We start from the raw sequence: 19027 nt of genomic DNA on the forward strand, positions 1-19027 counted from the left end.
CTTTAATGTACTCTACTCACTACCAAGCGATCAATTTGCTAGATAAAGACGCATTAGGATTATGTAAGACTCTGATAAAGTATCGACCGGGCGACGCCAATCCTTACTTGTTAGTTGTCCAACCTCAAAGCCAGTGCTAACATTTGTACACACAGAAGGTATGGGGTGCATTATGGACACTAGAATTCAGTTTCGCGTTGATGAAAAAACAAAGCGACTAGCCCAACAAATGGCAGAGAGCCAAGGCAGAACAATAAGTGATGCTTGTCGCGAACTGACTGAGCAACTGGCCAACCAGCAGAGAAAGGCTTTATCTCACGACGCATGGTTAACTGAACAAGTAAACCTAGCTTTTGAGAAGTTTGACTCAGGAAAAGCCACTTTTGTTGACCACGAATCAGCCAAGTCTCGTTTGGCAGAGCGCAAAGCTAAGATACGAAACCGAGATAAATTATGATTTTGTGGGAAGAAGAATCTCTTAATGATCGTGAAAAGATCTTTGAGTTTCTTTACGACTTCAACCCCGAAGCCGCTGATAAAACCGATGATATCATCGAAGCAAAAGTTGAGAACCTTTTAGTGCAACCTCAAATGGGGGGCCAGCGAGAGGGAATTAGAGGGCGATTGCTCATAATTTCAGAAATTTCAATGATCGTATTTTTCTGGATTGAAGATGACATCATTCGCATTATGCGAGTGCTTCACCAAAAGCAAAAGTTTCCAATGGACTGACTATTTCGACTCGGCAACTAACGCGAGATTGATGGGCAGACAACCGATACGTTGGCTAGCTTAAACCCTGAGTCTACAAAATCTAGAAGTGCTCTCAATAACATAGGGAAACTACATGTGACCATCTGAGCAATAGTAATGGCTAAATCACTGAATCGAGGAGGCCTCCCACGTTTACTTTGTTGTTTCCACTCGCTCATGACTTCTTCATTAATTGAGAACGTCACTTAACCACCGTTGATCAGAGTTTTGGTGTACTATTTCCAGTTAGTTGTATCCATTGTAATCGCACCAAACTCCTATGCCCAACCTTGGGTAAAACGTTTGAGCGTTAAATGTAAGGCAATTTCCCACAATTGCGTACGCTCTCACGTGGTGGTTCACTTCCAACAAGTAAGTTAATGCACTAGTTAAACTGAACTTCCTAACTCCTTTTGGTTAAATCCAAGTCACCACACCTATAGTTACCTAAGAAGTGATTAGACCAAATCTGATTTCGCAAATGCTTGGGCACAGCGATACGCAATTATTGTTTAAGGTGCGTGCGCCTTATGTCGCTAATGCTTCGCGAAATGATGGTAGTGCGTTTAATGAGTTGATGAGTAAGGAAGGGCTTTAGCGTTCTTTTAATGGCTCAGTTGGAAACTCGAATCGACAACCTGAGATGCCACTATGCCAAGTTAGTTGCACCTCGGAAGGGTTAAACACTAGCTCTAACCATTAAGTAAAATATGGTTCATTTTTGGTGATTTATTGTTACTTATGCTTTTAAAAGCTCTTTAATGAGCTTTGCCACTCCATAAAGTACCTTATATGAACTTTTTTATAAGAAATTTTATTAAGAAGGCCAATTATGACACACGCCTTCTTTACATAGCCCTTAAAAGAGCCTAAATTAAAAACATTATAATATAAAGGTCACATAAGACCTTCAGTGTGGTGATGATAATGAATCCAAAAGTGTTACAACTACGCGATGAGGTGAACTCGCTTGAAACTCATATGCATTCTGTTCTTCAAAATCTATTGCACAGTGTTGAAGATTCCATCGACCGACCAATATCGACTTATCCCATCTACGATAAAAATAGTTTGGTCGCTGATATGCAACAGCGAAAAAAAGCGATTTCGTTAGAAGAACTAGAATTGCAAACAGATATTTCCAGTTCAACGATAAAGCGCATGCTTAAAGATCCTAGCAAAACATCGCTAGATAACTTTTTAGCTGTGGCTAACGAATTAGGCATGAAAATATGGATAGAAAAGTAAAAGTTCTGTTGTATGGAAAATTGTGCGGCGTGCTGTCTCAAAATGTGCATGGATTTACATTTGAGTACGATGCTTCTTATAAGGGGCGAAGCTTGTCATTGAGCATGCCATTAAAAGAAAAACGATTTGAAAGCAAAGAGCTACATCCATTTTTTCTAAGCCTTGCTCCAGAAGGTTGGCTGAAAAAACGTTATTCTGAGTTACAAAAAATTGATGACAATGATCCTCTAGGTATGCTTTTGTCTAACGGCAAAAACTTACTTGGAGCAGTGCAACTGATGAGGTTAGAAGAGCATGTATCCTAGTAACAAAAGCCTTATCAGCTTAGCGAGTCTTAATGACTTGAATCGTGAACAAGAGGAATATAAGAAGGGTGAAGTAAAAGCTTTGCTTGGTGCAAGCAAGTATAAAATGCGTTTGCCTTTTACACGTGAAGAGTTTATTCATGAGCTGCCCAAGAAACAGAAAGGGATGAGTATTTCTGGCTATCAGCCAAAGTTATCGTTAGCAATTAACAATGAAAATGAGCTCGGTGTTGTGGAAGATAAGGCTTTATTTATTCTCAAGCCTTCTCCCGCAGAATTTCCGTTCTTGGCGGAAAATGAGCATGCCACGATGTTAGTTATGAAAGCGCTTGGGTTTGATCTTCCTGCGTTTGGCTTAGTTCGATTCAGTGATCAGGACGAAGACAGTGAGCGGGCTTTTATTATTAGACGTTATGACCGTTTAAGAGAAGGCGAAGAAGCTATTCATCAAGAGCAACTGGATGCGGCAATGAATGTCAGTGAAAAGTACGGGAAGATAAAGGATGATGATGAGGGCTACATTAGCTATGAACAAGCCTGTAAATTTCTAATTTCGAGTGTAGACAGTAGCTTATCCTTCAAAAGGGAGCTGTTTAATCGGGTACTAACAGCGTACTATCTTGGTAACAATGACTTCCATTTGCGGAATCTTGGCTTACTTTTGCCTGAGAAAGGCTATGCTCAGCTAGCCCCTATTTATGATTATGTATCTATAGCCCCGTACCCAGACTACATTGCCAATGAAACTTCATTAGCATTGCCGCTATTAGCAAACGAAGAAGGAGACAATGGGAATACCAGCGACTATACATCGCATTGTACCTATACAGGCTATGATTTTCTGACGTTTGCGAACAATATTGGAATTAGCCCCAAACTAGCTAGAAAGTTGATCGAACAGCTTTGTGCGAGGGCTGATGAAATTAAAGATATCTACAGGAATAGTTTTATGCCCAAAGCGGATATCATGAAGGTGATTAAATGGATTGATAGTCGTCATAATTACTTAAATCAATTTGAACACGTAGACATTGTCTAATTTGTACTAATTCACCATAGTTCAACGGCCTATCATTGATTGAAAAGCTGCTCTACCGTGCTCATTGGCAAAAACATACGAATGCGCCCATTGTGCTCGCACAATACTTCAAATCCGAACTTTGCACAGAATGTTTGAGCAGCAGATGAAAGACAATCGACAACAATAGCGTACGCTCTCATGTGGTGATTCACTTCCCACAAGTAATTTAATGCGCGAATTAAACTGATCTTCCCAAGTCCTGAACCATGAAATTCTTTGTGCACAGCTAATTGAGCTAATAAAAAAACCGGAACTGGATATCTAGGTAGTTTCTTTGCTCGCTGTATTGGCAGTGTTTCTCGGCTAATAGAGCTTGCCGCAACACTATAAAATGCACAAATTGCATGTTTTTGATTGAGCAAAGGTTGAGCACTTGGCAGAACCATCGTTCGGCTGATACCCGCTTGCATGTGTTTTGCTGCTTGAGTTTTGATGAACGTATTAAGCTCTAGCTCTCCACAATCGAATGAATTGCGGTCGTGCTTTAACATACTCAGTTCTACAAACTCTTTACTCCAACTCACTTGATGCCACTCTCATTTGTCAATTTGGCTGCTTCGAGCAATGATCGATTCGGCGCTCTTGCTTTTTCACATGCGACTATAAACTCGTCAAAAACACTATCTTTAACAACAATACTTTCATGCTCTTCAATAACGTGAGTCGCGTCTTCATCCATAAGCCTGACTACATACTCAGTAAGACTTTTTAAACCAAGTAACGCTGATGCCTTTTCAGCTTTTGCCTTAATCTCTTCATCTAGGCGAATATCTAAACGTGCAGTTGCCATAACCTCTCCTTTGTACGGATATATTCCGTAATGCATAAGATTATAGAGCAAATATAGATCGCATTCAATTTGTACGGATAAATTACGGAATAACTTTTTGTAAGCTACAAATTACTAGATTTAAAAATGTAGTCATCAACAAAATTGGCACGAAAGCAATAACGAGAGTTCTCAGTCATTGATATCGGTCCTTGGCACCCTCTCCATCAAATTCTAAAAGTTAATTCTCTAGGAACTACTCAGCGATAACATAGCCGCTCACAGAGCTTCTAAGGTGGTTAAGCAACCACCTTATCTATTTGCTAACGCCTAATTTCTGCTGAATATTGGGTGATTTATTCACCCTGACGACAGTTCCATTCGCCTTTAAATCTAGCTCACCTTTTCTCTCCACTGCTATTGCTGAAGAGTAGTCACGGTCGCTGACTAGACCACAACGAGTACAGGTGAAACTTCTATCCCTTAATGTCAGCTTTCACATAGGTTGTTTTTTCCATGCGATTAAGGTGTTGAGTAAGTCACGCTGCATAGTCATTTCCCGCCAATTAAGATTGTTAACGGGCTATGCTATAACTCGAATTACACTTTTATAGCCTTTGGGATTCTGGGATTCTGGGATTCTGGGATTCTGGGATTCTGGGATTCTGGGATTCACATCATCGCCTTGGCCAACGCGCAAACTAAATCTAAAAGTAGGATATAAATCCAATTATATTGAGTGAAATGGGAATATAGTCCCACATTTAACTTAATGGAGTTGCTTAAATCTCAAGGTGGGATTATATTCCCAGTAATGATTAAGTAATGGGAATATAGTCCCCTAGATTGGTGATATGGCTAAGCGTAATTTGCACAATGTACTGTTTCCAAAGCAGCGCAAAATCCTGACTCATTTTGGTGAAGACTTGCTGTTGGCGATGAAACGACGTGGTTTTACAAAAAAGCTGCTGTGTGAACGTACTGGATTTGATCATAAAACGGTGAACAAAGTCTTCGCAGGTGATCCTGGCGTTGCCATAGGCACTTACTTAAAGGTTATGGCCGTTCTTGGCATGGAGAGTAATTTTGCAGAAGTGGCCGCCCATGATGAGGTGGGTATCAAGCTGCAAAATATAAAATTACTGGAAGGTTCAAGATGAGCCGTGACATCGTTGAAGTCTATGCCGACTGGCTGCCAATGGAAGCGCCTTTGCTAATAGGGAAGCTTGCTTACAGCGATTCAAGCCGGGGGGGCGTGTTTAGTTTTGCCTACGATAAAGCATTTTTAACTTCAGCCTATCGCTTGCAAATTGATCCAATCCTGACGCTTCACTCCGGTGAACTCTACAACGATGAAGCCGATAAAAACTTTCGTGGATTTCTCGATTCATCGCCTGATAGATGGGGGCGTATTTTAATGCAACGGCGTGCGGCCATTGAAGTGCGCAAGGGTATTCGTGCAACAAGTCGATTAAACGAGCTGGATTACCTGCTGGGCGTGCATGACTCATACCGGATGGGTGGTATTCGATTTAAGCGAGCAGGCTCGGATGCTTTCTTAGATGACAACTCTGAGTTTGCTGCGCCGCCAATGGCTTCTCTGCGAGAGCTAGAGCACGCAGCAATGCAGATTGAAAAAGACGATAACATCGACAGTGACGAGTATTACCGCTGGTTGAAAATGCTGATTTCTCCAGGCTCATCATTAGGCGGTGCAAGGCCCAAGGCTTGTGTGACAGATGAGCAAGGCCACTTGTGGATTGCTAAGTTTCCTAACTCAAATGATACTCATGACGTGGGGGCGTGGGAGATGGTCTGTTATGAATTGGCGTTGGCGGCAGGTGTTGACATGTTTCCCAGTCAGATTAGACGGTTTTCCTCCGGGCATCATACCTTTTTAACAAAACGATTTGATCGCGCCGGTGATCAGCGACTGCATTTTTCATCGGCCATGACACAGCTTCAATACTATGATGGTGAACAATCTCAAGGTGCCAGCTACTTAGAAATTGCTGAATTTATTTCCAATTCTGGTGCGCAAACCGAAGCTGATTTAGCACAGTTATGGCGACGTATCGTGTTTAATATTGCGGTGTCCAACACGGATGATCACCTGCGTAACCATGGGTTTTTATTAACAAAGAATGGTTGGAAGTTATCACCCGCTTATGATTTAAACCCGATAGTGGGTAGGCATGGCCTGCATCTGAATATTACCGATGCAGACAACGCCTTAGATTACCAATTAGCGTTTGACGTGAAAGACTTTTTCCGACTTTCGCAAACCCAAGCGACGCAAATTTACGATGAAGTATTAATTGCGGTTAAGCAATGGCAAACCGTTGCTAAACAGCTAGGGATCAGCCGAGCCGAGCAAGCTATGAAGCAATCGGCGTTCAACGCTTAATGAGTAAGTGACATTATATTTTCATTTTTTGTGAGTGAACTACTCAGCGACAGCATAGCCTCTTTCTAGTTCACAATTAAGGCTCTTTCCTTTGCCTTAGATAAGGCCTTAACAAACCAGTAAAAAGAGAAGCAAAGCCAAAACTTATACAGCCCTACTCTCTACCCCTGATTTTGGAAACAAACATTCACTGATATTTTGGTATTACGCCTTGTTCAAAGACTGTCTTTGATGCAAGTGCTTAATCCAATCAACTGACCAAGGAGAGTGCCGTGGGGCAACTCATCGCACAACAAAAACGCAATCGTACCAATAACAGTGGTGGGGTTGGACCTGATGCGCAGTGCATTGCCACCACTCAGGCGATTGCGCTGCATAGAATTCATCGCAAAGGCGATTCTGATACGGTTCGTAAACGCAAAGTTGCGTGCTTTCTCATTTGGTGGATTATCCGAAATTGGCTTGTTCTGTCGAACCTCAAGCTAGCACTTGATGACTGCTCATCGCACTCATCAAGTGATTGTTTGCGCCCACTGAGTTATAGACCAACGATGCACATGAGATTTCTTTGTCAGTCACTTTTGCTTCTCAATAAAAATGGCCGCATCAAATATTTTAATTAATGGTGCTAAATCTAACTCTACGCCAGCGACATTCGCATCAATCCAATCTTGCTGTGAAATATGTGGCCACTGAATATCATAACCAAGCAAAAATATTAACTCTTCGAAGAAAAATCGTAATGTTCGTCCATTGCCTTCTCTAAACGGGTGAAGCAAGTTTAACTCACAAAACAAGTCAGCGAGTGCTGGTATCAAGGTTGATGGGGTCTGGTTATCTAGTCCAGGGATTGAACCAAATAGTTTTTACCTTCTGGTTCTATTCGAGTGATTGTACAAAATCGAGTATTTCCTTTAGAAATATCTACCTCACGTATTTTTCCAGCCGATTCAAATATATTTTGAAACAACTGGTGGTGTAATGACTTAAAATGACTGAAGTCTAATTGGTTCAGTTGGGTTATTTCACTGCAATACTCTAAATACCTTTCGGTTGTCAACGCAGTCTCAGCATCAGCAAGTTCATCAGCATCACGAATATTCAGCTTGTTAATTAGAATATCCGTCCCCGTATAGCAGTACTTGTCGTGCTTGGCTCCGTATTTATCTCGCATACTTACGTTTTAGCTCAGCAATAGTTTGTTTTTTTGTTTTTTCTTTTAGCGTGAGCCCTTCGTAGCTTAAGCTAATTCGAAAATTCTCTAGGTTAGGGGTGAACTTATCGTTACGCCGTGTCGAATTGGAAGTCGCTGGCATCATCACTCTCCTTTGTGAAACTCATCCCTAAATTGTGCATGACGAAATGATTGCTGTCATTTTATAAACCTGAGCAGTGCGTACCTTTCCTGGAGGCTGATCAGCGCATAAAGAAATTCTCTACTACATTCTACCAAGATATCAAACACAGTTAGATTCAGGTAGGTCGCTTGCCAATCAATTAGTAAGAGTTTTCGTCGCTCCCCCAATTCCCCAGTTTGGCAATTGACCGCCGCACCTAAGATCATCTAACTGTACCAAGATCACTCATGAGCAAGTTGCTCTCAATCTATATCAGAGTGTTGAACGATTTAGATTTATCTACGAGTGCCAAACCATAAATTCGAAGATATAGCAGATAAAAAACAAGATAATCTAAAAAGTACTTTCTTATAACCAAGGCTGCCACCTATTTTCTAAATAACAAAATCCCCTCAAAGCCTTATACCACAAGGACTAACACCTTCACCCATTTTTCAAAACCCTCTCTTTACCCCGATTTTGGAAATAAAAATTCACTGATATTTTGGTATTAGGCCTTGCTCAAAGACTGTCCGTCTTTGGTGCAAACGCCTAATCCAATCAGCTGACCAAGGAGGGTGTCATGGGTCAATTCATCGCACAACAAAAACGCAATCGTGCCAATAATAGTGGTGGTGTTGCACCTGATGCGCAGCGCATTGCTACGACACTGGCGATTGCACTGCATCGAATTCATCGCAAGGGCGATTCTGATACGGTTCGTAAACGCAAAGTCGTTACGTTTATGACTTGGTGGCTGACGCATGAGCTGATTAATAGTGACAACATTGCGCAGCTTCCAAAGCTCACGCGCGTGACTGGCAAAGCGCAGTGTGAGGGGCATACGCTAAGGCCGGTGCGCACCAACAATGTCACTCGAGTGGAATACGCTCTCTGCTATCTCCATAAGGGTGGCACTGAATATTTATGGCAGCCCATTCCGGATGCGTTTAATGCGCTATTTGTGGACGCCTTGTCATCCAGCTCTTGTGCATTGCTCACGGATAAACAGCATCAAGCGCTTTGCAAGGACCTGTCTCGCAAGTGGAAAACGCTGGGGAAGCTCGCCCATTACCCTCGCGTGAGAAAAGATCGCTTGTTTCGCTATTGGATGCACATGGGGCAAAGCGATTCTAAATTGTCCACCATTGCAAAAAGCGTGATACTACCGCGTCATCAAGACCACCATCATCAAGCGAAATCGTACCAACGAGAAACCAGCGATCAGATACGCTATAAGATATTTGAGGCGCACAATCGTTATTTCAAACGCATCACGGATGCGATCCATCTGTATGAGTTAACGGAGTTCTTTGTCTTTGCGTTTAAGCCAGAGACAAAGAAACCGGATTATCTAAAACACAGCGGCACCATTGCGCAACTTGAGCGAGTGCAAACCAACGGCACCTATGTGTATAAACCCATTGCGCCCATTGTGATGGGTTCTGACAGAGCGCTGTCGGTGGACGATACACGGCAATTTTTTCATGTGCTCGCCGATAGCGTCAGTGAGGCGTATCGCACTGTGTCGACGCCAGAGGGGCTCAGACACTATTACAATCTGCGTACCTATCAAATCACGTTTCAGTTTTTAATCCTGACCGGCGTGAGGCCCACGCATGCCATTTCAATAGACGCGAGCCAGTGTTATGACTGCCGCCACGCCATGGTGTTCGACAAAGGGCGCTATCGCACTGTGTGGCTATGTGATTTCTTCTCACAGGCCCTTAAAGCGTACTTGGCTTTGCAACACGTTGTGTGTCTGCACCTATCACTGACCCCAAACACCTCGTGTCTTTGGTACCTGCTGGATGAGAATTTCAAGGCGCAGCCGCTCACCGCCAAAACCGTTCGACTGGCTATGCAGTCGTTTTCACCCGATGCGTCTGTGGTGCCTTATCAGCTTCGCCATACCTTTGCACAAATGGCGTTGACCGCAACCCTGCCTGCTCTATCCACGCAACTGATCGACCGCTTAATGGGGCACAGTGAGTTTGGTGAGCACCTAGGCAATGAGCACCGCTTTCCAGCGAGCCAGCACATCGCCCAAGACCACTTGAATCGGCTTGCCCATCAGCTAGGGCTCGATTCGCCTAGCGCGTTCAGAAACACCCTAAACCAAAGCACATCTCACACCTGCGAGGCCCGTCATGAAGATTAAAAGATTAACCGTGAGCCATATTCAAGATCACCTTCATAACATGGGTATGGAGGCGCTAGATAGCGCTCACTATGACACGATCATTGAGCAGATTGCGCTCTATAGCGACACCTCTCGTGTGCTCACTCAAGCCTCGCTTGAACCCATTCAAGCGACTATCAAGAGCACCTTTGGGGGACGTCAACGCCTGCTAAAGCGCGCGCTCAATCATGTGTTGCTCTATCTTGAGCAAGTGTGCCAATGGCAACTGCCAGAGCAAAAGGCGCATGTGTATCGAGATCAGAAGCATCAGTGGTTGGTGCAGGTGATGAAGCATGCCCAATTAGGCGGTGCATTATTTGGGCACTATCAACGTGCGCCTTGGGCCGAGCGCGTCAAAACTCTATTGGCGTGTGAGCTCATCTCACTGCTCGCCATCGAAGTGGCTCCACTTCCTTTGGCGACGTGGCTGGCCGTGCTGCGCCGTGACCGTAGTAATGGCAAGGGGAAGGGGAAGGGCAAAAAAACTCGCATCGAAGTCATCGACGATAGGCTCACACTGACTCTTTGGCACCCTATCAAGCACAAACGACAACTGCCTAGCTTTGCGCGCTACGCTTTAACGCCTGTCGCGTACGTGGCACTGCAGCACTATTGGCGACGCAGACAACCTTCGCACCGCGTCTCTGAGCCCGCCTTGTTAGCGGGCCTTGATGACATGGTGCGTGCGCTGGTGCCTGGCAATCCACTGCTCGCACGCACTTATGCTAAGCCCATAACAGCGAGACAGTGGCATTTAGCGATGCAGGCCATTTGGCATTGCGAACATCAGTATCCGCCAGAGCTGCTCCTTGATATGGCAGTGCCGAGTCGTCACTGCGCGTTTCATCCGGTGCTGCCCAGCAAGGCGCATATCCGAGAGGCGTTAAAACAGCTGTATGTGTTGCCTCGCCATGCCAATTCTAATGGGTCTGTGCCCAGTGCGAGCAAACGCGGCGCACAGTGGCCCCATCGTGCCTTGTTAAAACGGTTAAACGATGAGCCAAGGGCGAGTCTTAAGGCGCAGCTCGCCGCAGAGTCGCCGATAGAATGGCCCTTCAATGACGTTGTGCCCACCTTGCTGTATCTGTTTACCCGTGAGTTGATTGTGCTGGGCGGCGCAACGTGCCGTCAGCTGCGTCATTCCACTTTAGTCAAATACACGAGCATTTATTCGAAGCTGCCCCGCCCGATGTCGTACCTTGAGGCGAGCGATCCTCATAAACTCGATGATTGGGCCAACACTGCGTTCGAGTCACAAGAGAATGAGGCGATGCAATGGCTAGTGTATAACTTTCTTCGCTTTGTGTCGCAGCAAGCGCTGACCGACCATTTGGATGTCAGTCAGTTTGAGTGCCCTACCCTGCCAATGAATGTCGATGCCTATAGGCTGCGAACCGATCACGTGCATCACGCGGCGCATCGTCTTCTGGAAAGTCACCAGGGTACTCATTTGCAACGCTTGTGCAGCGCAGTGGCATTGCTGCTTGGTTTTTACGGTGCACTTCGCCGCGGAGAAGTGCTTAGGCTGCGCCTGCAAGATGTGATGCGCCCCTCGGCCACCGGTACGCAATTTCGCCTGCATATTACGCAAACCAATGAGGGAAAAACCAAGAACAGGCAATCGCGGTTTGTGTTCGTGGTCATGCCTGAAAGCGCAGCCAATTTAGTGGCACTTCTGATTCAAATCAAGCAGTCTTGCGCGCCGCACACCCCACTTATTGGCTTTGAGGGGGAAACCTTGAGCTCAATGCAGCGACATTACCTGTATCCGGTGACGCAAGTGCTCAAAGCGCTGTATGGCAATCAGGTGCGTTTTCATCACCTTCGCCATTCCGGGGCGCACCTTTTGTTTTTGCAAGGAATAAGCCTTGCGTGCGACTTTCACTCGCATGCCCATTGCGATGGCATGAGTGAAGAGCTGCTGACCAAGGAGGCGTGTGACGCCCGCTTTGAGTTTTGGCTCGAAGACAAACCGTTCTCGCAGGTGAACGATGGCATTTTGCTGGATGTGATGAGTGATCAGCTCGGTCATCGTTATTACGCGACGACTCGCCAGAGTTACCTGCACGGCGCGGAGTGGCTTCCTGAATGCTTCTCTCACCCCAAAGCGTATAAAATTTGCGCACTGCAAGCCCTATTAGGCAAACACACTGCGGCCCATTTACTGTCACACCCCAAGGTAGCGAAGCAGCTTGGTTCAGCGCCGAACGGGCAGGATGTCGTGACGCTGAGCCAGAACATGCTGTACGACGCGCTGCTGACGACTCCCTCTGGGCGACGCCTTCGTTACTACACTGCGCCCGATACGTCCGTCATTTACGGCAGTAACGAATTGGTCAGAGAGTGGGACAATCGCGCGCAGTATGCCCCTTATCAAACCCATTACGCCAGCGCTCGCGCGAAAGGGGTAACCGCGCTTGACTGGCAAACCCGTGAGCTGCTTATTGCCCTTCAAGACGGCAGTGAGCGCTTTAGCGACATCAGTGTGTTTTGGCAGCGCTGCGGCCAGCATCGTTCGTTTGGGCTCTCAAACCGACAGCGCACCGCGCTGTGCGAGCTTGGCCCAATCACTGTGACAGGGGCACGCACCTTTTCAGTGAGCTTTGCGTGCAATCAAAAAAACAGTGAGGCCTTTAACGCGCTGTTTCGCAGCCATTTATTCGCGTGTTGTTATGTGTCGTTTCATCTGGCGCAAAACCGAAAGCAAAGTCCAGAGCGAAAGCTTGCGCTGATTAAAAGGCGTTACGCCAGAGGCTCTGAGCCCATTACGGTAGAGACCGTGCCTTGTGGCAGCAGCCGCTTTACCGTGAGCTTCACCTTCACGTTACACAGTCCATTGCTGTTTGACTTCATCATTCACTCTCTTACTTAAGGTAGTCTTATGCTTACGTTTCAATACCAGTATCACGCGCAGCTTAAAGCGTTTGTGGAATCCCTTGATATCAAGAGCCCTGAAAGTGGCGTCACCTTTGTGGTGGTTCGCAAGGCGGGCACTTTGATCCTCATTGCGGGCTGTGCGTCACACCTGCATATGATCACCTTGCCTATTGAGGAGGAGTGCAGCCTGAAAACCGGCAAATTCACCATCAATGCCAGCTTGTTTAAAATGTTTTGCCAGCCACTGTTTGAGAACCGTACCCGAGCGGAGTCCATTCATCTGAATGTGGAGTATCAAAACCGCCGACTTCCCATGCTGACCATGATGGTGAACCAGACAACCTGGCGTGATGCGCAGGCCATACCGGCCAATGACACCCATCTTGAGCTGTTAACGACTGTGCAAAGCGCAGGGTTTGAGCTTGTCTCAAAGTGCTGGCTTGAAAGCGCCCTCAATCACACCCTCGCTCACCCCGCACTGTCACTCTTTAGGCTCAATCATCGCAAGGAGCAATTGGAAATCATCAGCAAGCAGACGCTGCATACCTTCGACGTGCCGTATCAGAATAACCCCAGTATTGATCTGCAGCTGGATAGCGCCAGTGTCGCGGGGTTAAAAACGCTGTGTCGCCACTCTCGCGCCCACGGCATTTATGTGTGCGTCGATAGCGAGGTGGCGTATTTCTCCGATGAGATCACCACTATATGTTTTGCGCTTCGCTTTGATGAGGCGGATATCAAGGCCAAGCCCATTCACTACCGCGTGGAGTCGACATTTAGCGTGCATGCGGGCGAACTCATGGGTGAGCTCACCGCGCACAGCAAAGTCGATACTCTGCATCAGCAAAACCAAACCTCGCTGTATGTGTCGCCAGAGGGCATTTTGATTGGCAGTGCCACCGATAAAGAAGCCTGTCATAGGCTGTTTGAAAACAAAGTCCCGTCAAACGATGCGCCGCTGCTCTATAGCCTGAGAGCCACTGAGTTTAAACAGGCGCTATCGCAGTACAGAAAGCTCTCCACCAGAGAGGTGTTTCTGCAAGTGTTGCTTGGCCCTGATGGCAGTCGTGTATTGGGGCTGTATAAAGACACCGGCGCCGAGCACCCTTATTCGACGGTGGCGATTGAGTTAAGTCCGCAAGGGTTAGCGTCCATTGAGGAGACCATTGAGTACCATCAAAGCATGAAACCGGCGCAAGGGGATCTGTTTAGCGACTTTAACGATTAATAATAAAAACAATGGCTTAGTGTCGATTTTGGAAATAAAAATGCGGTGTTAGGCTAGAGGTAAAATAAGAAAATAAGCAGGAGGGCTATGTAAAAGAGAAAGCGAAAAGTAAAAAATGAAAAGAGAAAGAACGCAGTTGGAGAGAAGTGGCGGCCACCACTTCCCTCCGCACCGGCTGCACAGTCTTTAAACCAAGCTCAGCCGATGGAGAAATTCTAACGAATGCCATCGGTTTAGGGTAGCACTTAATTGATGGAGGCCACTATGGCTCACATTCGTATCCGTCCTAATGGACGCATTCAGTTTGATATACACCTTTATGGGGTGCGTTTTCGCGAAGGCACCAAGATGATGGCAACGCCGAGTAACCTTGCCAAAGCCAAAGCGATGCTCAAACGCATGAACGCGGAGATAGACTTAAATTGCTTTGAGTACCGCGACTATTTTCCGCACAGCAAAAAGGTCGCAAAATTCGAGCTTTTGCAACGCGGTAAGCATCCTGACCGTTTGTACCCTTTCTTTGAAGACTTCGCGCAAGAGTGGTATCAGCGCCAAATCCCTAAGTGGAAGTCCAGCTATCAAAACACTATGCGAAACATTCTGGAGCGTTACTTGATACCCGAGTTTGGCAATACACTGATGAGTGATTTTACGCTCGCCAAGGTGGACTTTTATCGTAACCAATTGATGGAAGAAACCAAGCCTGATGGAACAAGACGACTGTCGAACCGCCGCATTAACAGCATTTTGTGGCCAATCATTGCCATGGTGGGGCTTGCAGCGGATGAATATCAATTTGAATACCCACTTCGTCGCTATCGCGCACTAAAGGAAGAAAAAGCCAATTCAAAACCGCTTACCATTGCCGAGGTGAAACGCTTTTTAGCTGCGGTGGAAGAAAAGTGGAGAGATTACTTTATCTTACGCTTTTGGACAGGCATGCGCAGTTGTGAGGTGCATGGGCTTTTATGGAAGTATGTGGATTTTGAGCATCGCCTCATTCAGGTGAGACATAACTATGTCAATGGTGAGTTGTGTGATGTAAAAACACCTAAATCCAGACGTGACTTAAAGATGTGTGATGCGTTGTATGAAGCACTGAAACGTCAACAAGCACGCTGTGATACTGACAGTGACTATGTGTTTACCAATGACAAAGGACTGCCTTTAGATACTCATTGGATAAGCAAAGGCGTTTGGTATCCAACGCTGAAAAAAGCAGGGCTTGCCAAGCGCAGAGCCTATGAAACGCGTCACACAGCAGCTGTGCTTCATATTGCTGCGCTCGAAAACCCTCTTTATATTTCACAGATGCTTGGGCACAGCGATACGCAACTATTGTTCAACGTGTATGCGCCTTATGTCGCTAATGCTTCACGAAATGATGGCAGTGCGTTTAATGAATTGATGAATCAAGAAGGTCTTTAGTCATAATCGACTGGTACGAAACCTTACATCATAAAATATGGCAACTCGCCAAAGCGTAGTTGCCATTTTTAATTCGATACTCAACCGTTCAGAGCAAAGCTACTTGTTGTAGAACTTACGATACCAAGTAATAAACTCAGCCACGCCCTCTTTCACAGAGACTTGAGGCTTATAACCAGTTGCTTCAAACAAATCGACGGTATCCGCATAAGTTTGATACACATCGCCTGGTTGCATTTCGCGGAAATTCTTCTTCGCTTCAATGCCTAACTCATCTTCAATGGCTTTCACAAAGTCCATCAGTTTGATCGGTGAACCGTGACCAATGTTGTACACCGAGTAAGGTGCAGAACTGGTTGCAGGTGATCCTGCTTCTACCGTCCATTCGTTATCACGAGTAGGGACGACATCGGCAATACGCACGATCCCTTCAACAATATCGTCTACGTGGGTGAAATCGCGCCACATATCGCCATTGTTATTAATATCAATGGTGTCGCCGTCCAAAATCTTCTTGGTGAAAATGAAAGGTGCCATATCAGGGCGCCCCCATGAGCCATACACAGTAAAGAAACGAAGACCCGTTGTTGGGATGTCATAAAGATGCGAATAACTGTGAGCCATTAACTCATTAGACTTCTTAGTTGCGGCGTACAGTGATACAGGGTGATCCACTGAATCAAACGTTGCAAAAGGCGTTTTCGCATTCAGGCCGTACACGCTGCTTGATGACGCATACACCAAGTGCTGAACCTTGTTATGACGACAGCCTTCAAGAATGTTCAAATGCCCTACTAGGTTAGAATCTGCATACGCATGAGGATTTTGAATCGAGTAACGCACACCAGCTTGGGCCGCAAGGTGAATGACTTGATCAAATTGCTCTGTTTTAAACAGCGTTGCAACTGCATCGCGATCAGCGATATCAAGCTCTACCAAGGTAAAGTTGGCATGCTGAATTCGCTCTATACGAGCCAGTTTAAGATTCACATCATAGTAATCATTCATGTTATCCACACCGATAACTGAATTACCTTTTGCGGTTAACTGCTCAACAACAGCGCTACCAATAAAACCGGCTGCGCCAGTCACTAAATATTTCATACTCAACTCTTAATCTGAACCAAATAAATCGCGGGTGTATACCTTGCTTTCCACATCCGCTAACTCTTCCACCATACGGTTGGACACAATTACATCTGACATAGCTTTAAATTCAGCGAGATCTTTAATTACTGCAGAATGAAAAAACTCTTTTTCTTCAAGCACTGGCTCATACACGATGACCTCAGTGCCTTTCGCTTTCAATCGCTTCATGATCCCTTGAATAGAAGACGCGCGGAAGTTATCCGAACCTGCTTTCATGATCAAACGGTAGATACCGACACGCTCAGGGTTACGCTTGAGAATTGAATCTGCAATAAAGTCTTTACGAGTCGTGTTAGCATCAACGATCGCGCCGATGATATTATTTGGCACATCGGCGTAGTTTGCTCGAAGCTGCTTGGTATCTTTTGGTAAACAGTAACCACCATAGCCAAACGATGGGTTGTTGTAGTGACTACCAATACGAGGGTCCAAACCCACACTTTCAATAATCTGGCGAGAATCTAGGTCATGTGCTTCTGCGTAAGAATCAAGCTCATTGAAGTACGCTACTCGAAGCGCGAGATAGGTGTTAGAAAACAGTTTTACAGCCTCAGCTTCAGTCGAATCCGTGAAGAGCACTTCAATACTCTCTTTCTCTGCCCCTTCAACCAATAAGTTCGCGAAGATTTGAGCTCTTTCAGAACGCTCACCAACGATTATGCGTGATGGATGCAAGTTATCGTAGAGTGCACGACCTTCTCTTAAAAACTCAGGAGAGAAGATAAGATTCTCACAGCCTAGTTTTTCTTTGATACGAGCCGTATATCCCACAGGAACGGTGGATTTAATCACCATCACAGCGTAAGGATTAATTCCCATTACCTGCTTAATAACAGTTTCTACAGACGAGGTATTAAAGTAGTTCGTTTCTACATCGTAATCTGTGGGTGTTGCAATAACAACGAAGTCTGCATTCTTATAAGCCGACTCGACATCTAAAGTAGCAGTAAAGGAAAGCGATTTATTTGCGAGAAAGTCTTCAATCTCCGCATCTACAATAGGAGAAATTTTATTGTTGAGTCGTTTTACTTTCTCTTCGACAATATCGACAGCAACCACATTGTGATGTTGTGCGAGTAACATCGCATTTGATAGGCCAACATAGCCCGTACCGGCTACCGCAATTTTCATGACTGATTTATCTCAATATTAAAAAACATAAGCTAATATCTCAACATATATAGATTTCGCTTTGGGAAAATGAATCGAACTTACGTTCAGCTAACTTGTATTACTATTTCCTTACAAATCCAATATACCAAGGCATAGCAATTGAAATACCCTCTTGGATTCTATAAGTTCCCAAGTATCCTAGCTTAGACTTTGCTTTAGAGACATTAGCCTGAGAGTGCCTTACATCACCCGCTCTGAAGTCACGGTATATGAGTTCACCTTGAACTGTAATGTTATTCTCAGTCAGGGCTGAGTTAATCGCACCGTAGAGTTCATTTAGCGTAGTTCTATCACCAACAGCTACGTTATAAACCTCATCTTTAGAGTCATCATTAGCAGTTGCAGCTAAAATATTCATTTCGACGACATTATCGATAAAGCAAAAATCTCGACTGGTCTCTCCGTCACCATTAACGAAAACGTCCTCACCGTTTATCATAGCTGCCGTCCATTTTGGAATAACTGCAGCATATGCGCCATTAGGATCTTGTCGCGGGCCGAAAACGTTAAAGTAACGTAAACCGATAGCTTTAAAGCCATAAGTTTTCGCAAATACACTTGCATAGAGCTCATTCACATACTTAGTCACAGCATAAGGAGAAAGAGGGTTACCTATGTTCTCTTCAACCTTAGGTAGTGCAGGGTGATCGCCATAAGTAGAGCTACTAGCCGCGTAAGTGAAACTTTTTACACCTTGTTCTTTAGCCGCAGTCAGCATATTGATAAAGCCAGTAATATTAGCGGCATTAGTAGTAATTGGGTCAGCGATAGAGCGTGGCACACTGCCAAGTGCCGCTTGGTGAAGAACGTAATCTACGCCAGTCAAAGCTTTCTCACAATCTTGGTAATTGCGGATATCACCTTCAATAAAAGTGAAGTTTTCCCACTTATCACCCGATACCTTACCTTTAACTTCATCCAAGTTGTACTGATGCCCTGTCGCGAAATTGTCGAGCCCCACTACTTTCTGATTAAGCTTTAACAACTTTTCTAGCAAGTTTGAGCCTATAAACCCCGCAACTCCAGTTACCAACCAAGTTTTTGGCTCTTGCGAAAGTTCTTGTTGAATTTGTTCAAATTTAGTCATAAC

18 protein-coding genes and 2 pseudogenes are annotated in these 19027 nt (G+C 45.2%); 13 read left to right on the forward strand and 7 right to left on the reverse strand.

The window, feature by feature from the left end; translation table 11 throughout:
* Positions 1–172: 172 nt before the first annotated feature.
* Together OCU48_RS17480 and OCU48_RS17485 are read left to right on the forward strand one after the other, a co-directional pair.
* The gene (locus OCU48_RS17480; protein ID WP_141346775.1) at positions 173–457 is read left to right on the forward strand and encodes a type II toxin-antitoxin system RelB/DinJ family antitoxin; all 285 of its coding nucleotides are present in this window, start codon (positions 173–175) and stop codon (positions 455–457) included.
* Positions 454–732 (forward strand): type II toxin-antitoxin system RelE/ParE family toxin, encoded by a 279-nt coding sequence (locus OCU48_RS17485; protein ID WP_141346776.1) that lies wholly within the window; start codon positions 454–456, stop codon positions 730–732. Before OCU48_RS17480 ends, OCU48_RS17485 begins: the two co-directional genes overlap by 4 nt.
* Before the next feature lie 32 nt (positions 733–764).
* Here OCU48_RS17485 and OCU48_RS17490 read toward each other — a convergent pair.
* Positions 765–977, reverse strand: a pseudogene (locus OCU48_RS17490) (transposase); the annotation flags it as partial.
* Between the two features lie 239 nt (positions 978–1216).
* Here OCU48_RS17490 and OCU48_RS17495 point away from each other — a divergent pair.
* From OCU48_RS17495 to OCU48_RS17510, 4 genes and pseudogenes are all read left to right on the forward strand, one after another.
* Positions 1217–1351 (forward strand): annotated as a pseudogene (locus tag OCU48_RS17495) (integrase); the annotation flags it as partial.
* A 329-nt stretch (positions 1352–1680) separates the two neighbouring features.
* Positions 1681–2001, forward strand: coding sequence for a helix-turn-helix domain-containing protein (locus tag OCU48_RS17500; RefSeq protein WP_141346778.1), 321 nt, complete (start codon positions 1681–1683; stop codon positions 1999–2001).
* Complete coding sequence (locus OCU48_RS17505; RefSeq protein ID WP_141346779.1) at positions 1986–2306, forward strand: HipA N-terminal domain-containing protein; 321 nt, start codon at positions 1986–1988, stop codon at positions 2304–2306. Before OCU48_RS17500 ends, OCU48_RS17505 begins: the two co-directional genes overlap by 16 nt.
* Positions 2296–3345 carry a type II toxin-antitoxin system HipA family toxin gene (locus OCU48_RS17510; RefSeq protein WP_141346780.1) on the forward strand — a complete coding sequence of 350 codons (1050 nt, stop codon included), beginning with the start codon at positions 2296–2298 and terminating at the stop codon, positions 3343–3345. The genes OCU48_RS17505 and OCU48_RS17510 overlap by 11 nt, the downstream gene beginning before the upstream one ends.
* A gap of 32 nt (positions 3346–3377) precedes the next feature.
* Here OCU48_RS17510 and OCU48_RS17515 read toward each other — a convergent pair whose 3' ends face one another.
* Positions 3378–3911 carry a GNAT family N-acetyltransferase gene (locus tag OCU48_RS17515; RefSeq protein ID WP_141346781.1) on the reverse strand — a complete coding sequence of 178 codons (534 nt, stop codon included), beginning with the start codon at positions 3909–3911 and terminating at the stop codon, positions 3378–3380.
* Complete coding sequence (locus tag OCU48_RS17520; RefSeq protein ID WP_141346782.1) at positions 3908–4177, reverse strand: type II toxin-antitoxin system TacA family antitoxin; 270 nt, start codon at positions 4175–4177, stop codon at positions 3908–3910. The genes OCU48_RS17515 and OCU48_RS17520 overlap by 4 nt, the downstream gene beginning before the upstream one ends.
* Before the next feature lie 833 nt (positions 4178–5010).
* On the opposite strand from OCU48_RS17520, the gene OCU48_RS17525 reads away from it, so the two are divergent.
* The 3 genes from OCU48_RS17525 (at position 5011) to OCU48_RS17535 (ending at position 7186) form a co-directional block, all read left to right on the forward strand.
* Complete coding sequence (locus OCU48_RS17525) at positions 5011–5316, forward strand: helix-turn-helix domain-containing protein (RefSeq protein ID WP_141346783.1); 306 nt, start codon at positions 5011–5013, stop codon at positions 5314–5316.
* Positions 5313–6563 (forward strand): type II toxin-antitoxin system HipA family toxin, encoded by a 1251-nt coding sequence (locus OCU48_RS17530; RefSeq protein ID WP_141346784.1) that lies wholly within the window; start codon positions 5313–5315, stop codon positions 6561–6563. Before OCU48_RS17525 ends, OCU48_RS17530 begins: the two co-directional genes overlap by 4 nt.
* A 272-nt stretch (positions 6564–6835) precedes the next feature.
* Positions 6836–7186, forward strand: a complete 351-nt coding sequence (locus OCU48_RS17535; RefSeq protein ID WP_141346785.1) for a hypothetical protein — start codon at positions 6836–6838, stop codon at positions 7184–7186.
* On the opposite strand, the gene OCU48_RS19735 is transcribed toward OCU48_RS17535, so the two are convergent.
* On the reverse strand, positions 7139–7381 hold the full coding sequence (locus OCU48_RS19735; RefSeq protein WP_307722279.1) for a Fic family protein: 243 nt from the start codon (positions 7379–7381) through the stop codon (positions 7139–7141). The two genes, OCU48_RS17535 and OCU48_RS19735, sit on opposite strands and share 48 nt — an antisense overlap.
* Positions 7382–8483: 1102 nt before the next feature.
* On the opposite strand from OCU48_RS19735, the gene OCU48_RS17540 reads away from it, so the two are divergent.
* The 4 genes from OCU48_RS17540 to OCU48_RS17555 all read left to right on the forward strand — a co-directional run bounded on the left by OCU48_RS17540 (position 8484) and on the right by OCU48_RS17555 (position 15615).
* Entirely contained in the window at positions 8484–10061 is a 1578-nt protein-coding gene (locus tag OCU48_RS17540; RefSeq protein WP_141346786.1) for a site-specific integrase, read from the forward strand.
* Entirely contained in the window at positions 10051–12954 is a 2904-nt protein-coding gene (locus tag OCU48_RS17545; RefSeq protein ID WP_141346787.1) for a site-specific integrase, read from the forward strand. The genes OCU48_RS17540 and OCU48_RS17545 overlap by 11 nt, the downstream gene beginning before the upstream one ends.
* A gap of 9 nt (positions 12955–12963) precedes the next feature.
* Positions 12964–14187: a hypothetical protein gene (locus OCU48_RS17550; protein WP_141346788.1), complete on the forward strand. Its 1224-nt coding sequence runs from the start codon at positions 12964–12966 to the stop codon at positions 14185–14187.
* Positions 14188–14451: 264 nt separating this feature from the next.
* A complete protein-coding gene (locus tag OCU48_RS17555; RefSeq protein ID WP_141346789.1) occupies positions 14452–15615 on the forward strand; it encodes an Arm DNA-binding domain-containing protein in 1164 nt (387 codons plus the stop codon).
* Positions 15616–15714: 99 nt separating this feature from the next.
* On the opposite strand, the gene OCU48_RS17560 is transcribed toward OCU48_RS17555, so the two are convergent.
* The 3 genes from OCU48_RS17560 to OCU48_RS17570 all read right to left on the reverse strand — a co-directional run bounded on the left by OCU48_RS17560 (position 15715) and on the right by OCU48_RS17570 (position 19024).
* The gene (locus OCU48_RS17560) at positions 15715–16719 is read right to left on the reverse strand and encodes an NAD-dependent epimerase (protein ID WP_141346790.1); all 1005 of its coding nucleotides are present in this window, start codon (positions 16717–16719) and stop codon (positions 15715–15717) included.
* 9 nt (positions 16720–16728) lie between these two features.
* Positions 16729–17895, reverse strand: coding sequence for a nucleotide sugar dehydrogenase (locus OCU48_RS17565; RefSeq protein WP_141346791.1), 1167 nt, complete (start codon positions 17893–17895; stop codon positions 16729–16731).
* A gap of 103 nt (positions 17896–17998) precedes the next feature.
* The gene (locus OCU48_RS17570; RefSeq protein WP_141346792.1) at positions 17999–19024 is read right to left on the reverse strand and encodes an NAD-dependent epimerase/dehydratase family protein; all 1026 of its coding nucleotides are present in this window, start codon (positions 19022–19024) and stop codon (positions 17999–18001) included.
* Positions 19025–19027 lie beyond the last annotated feature (3 nt).

The organism is Vibrio inusitatus (assembly GCA_024346935.1).
Classification (GTDB): Bacteria; Pseudomonadota; Gammaproteobacteria; order Enterobacterales; family Vibrionaceae; genus Vibrio; species Vibrio inusitatus.

Excerpts from the sequence above, each read along its gene's own strand:
- OCU48_RS17480 (WP_141346775.1), top strand. The coding sequence starts at position 173 with ATGGACACTAGAATTCAGTTTCGCGTTGATGAAAAAACAAAGCGACTA.
- OCU48_RS17485 (WP_141346776.1), top strand. The coding sequence starts at position 454 with ATGATTTTGTGGGAAGAAGAATCTCTTAATGATCGTGAAAAGATCTTT.
- OCU48_RS17500 (WP_141346778.1), top strand. The coding sequence starts at position 1,681 with ATGAATCCAAAAGTGTTACAACTACGCGATGAGGTGAACTCGCTTGAA.
- OCU48_RS17505 (WP_141346779.1), top strand. The coding sequence starts at position 1,986 with ATGGATAGAAAAGTAAAAGTTCTGTTGTATGGAAAATTGTGCGGCGTG.
- OCU48_RS17510 (WP_141346780.1), top strand. The coding sequence starts at position 2,296 with ATGTATCCTAGTAACAAAAGCCTTATCAGCTTAGCGAGTCTTAATGAC.
- OCU48_RS17520 (WP_141346782.1), bottom strand. The coding sequence starts at position 4,177 with ATGGCAACTGCACGTTTAGATATTCGCCTAGATGAAGAGATTAAGGCA.
- OCU48_RS17525 (WP_141346783.1), top strand. The coding sequence starts at position 5,011 with ATGGCTAAGCGTAATTTGCACAATGTACTGTTTCCAAAGCAGCGCAAA.
- OCU48_RS17530 (WP_141346784.1), top strand. The coding sequence starts at position 5,313 with ATGAGCCGTGACATCGTTGAAGTCTATGCCGACTGGCTGCCAATGGAA.
- OCU48_RS17540 (WP_141346786.1), top strand. The coding sequence starts at position 8,484 with ATGGGTCAATTCATCGCACAACAAAAACGCAATCGTGCCAATAATAGT.
- OCU48_RS17545 (WP_141346787.1), top strand. The coding sequence starts at position 10,051 with ATGAAGATTAAAAGATTAACCGTGAGCCATATTCAAGATCACCTTCAT.
- OCU48_RS17550 (WP_141346788.1), top strand. The coding sequence starts at position 12,964 with ATGCTTACGTTTCAATACCAGTATCACGCGCAGCTTAAAGCGTTTGTG.
- OCU48_RS17555 (WP_141346789.1), top strand. The coding sequence starts at position 14,452 with ATGGCTCACATTCGTATCCGTCCTAATGGACGCATTCAGTTTGATATA.
- OCU48_RS17560 (WP_141346790.1), bottom strand. The coding sequence starts at position 16,719 with ATGAAATATTTAGTGACTGGCGCAGCCGGTTTTATTGGTAGCGCTGTT.
- OCU48_RS17565 (WP_141346791.1), bottom strand. The coding sequence starts at position 17,895 with ATGAAAATTGCGGTAGCCGGTACGGGCTATGTTGGCCTATCAAATGCG.
- OCU48_RS17570 (WP_141346792.1), bottom strand. The coding sequence starts at position 19,024 with ATGACTAAATTTGAACAAATTCAACAAGAACTTTCGCAAGAGCCAAAA.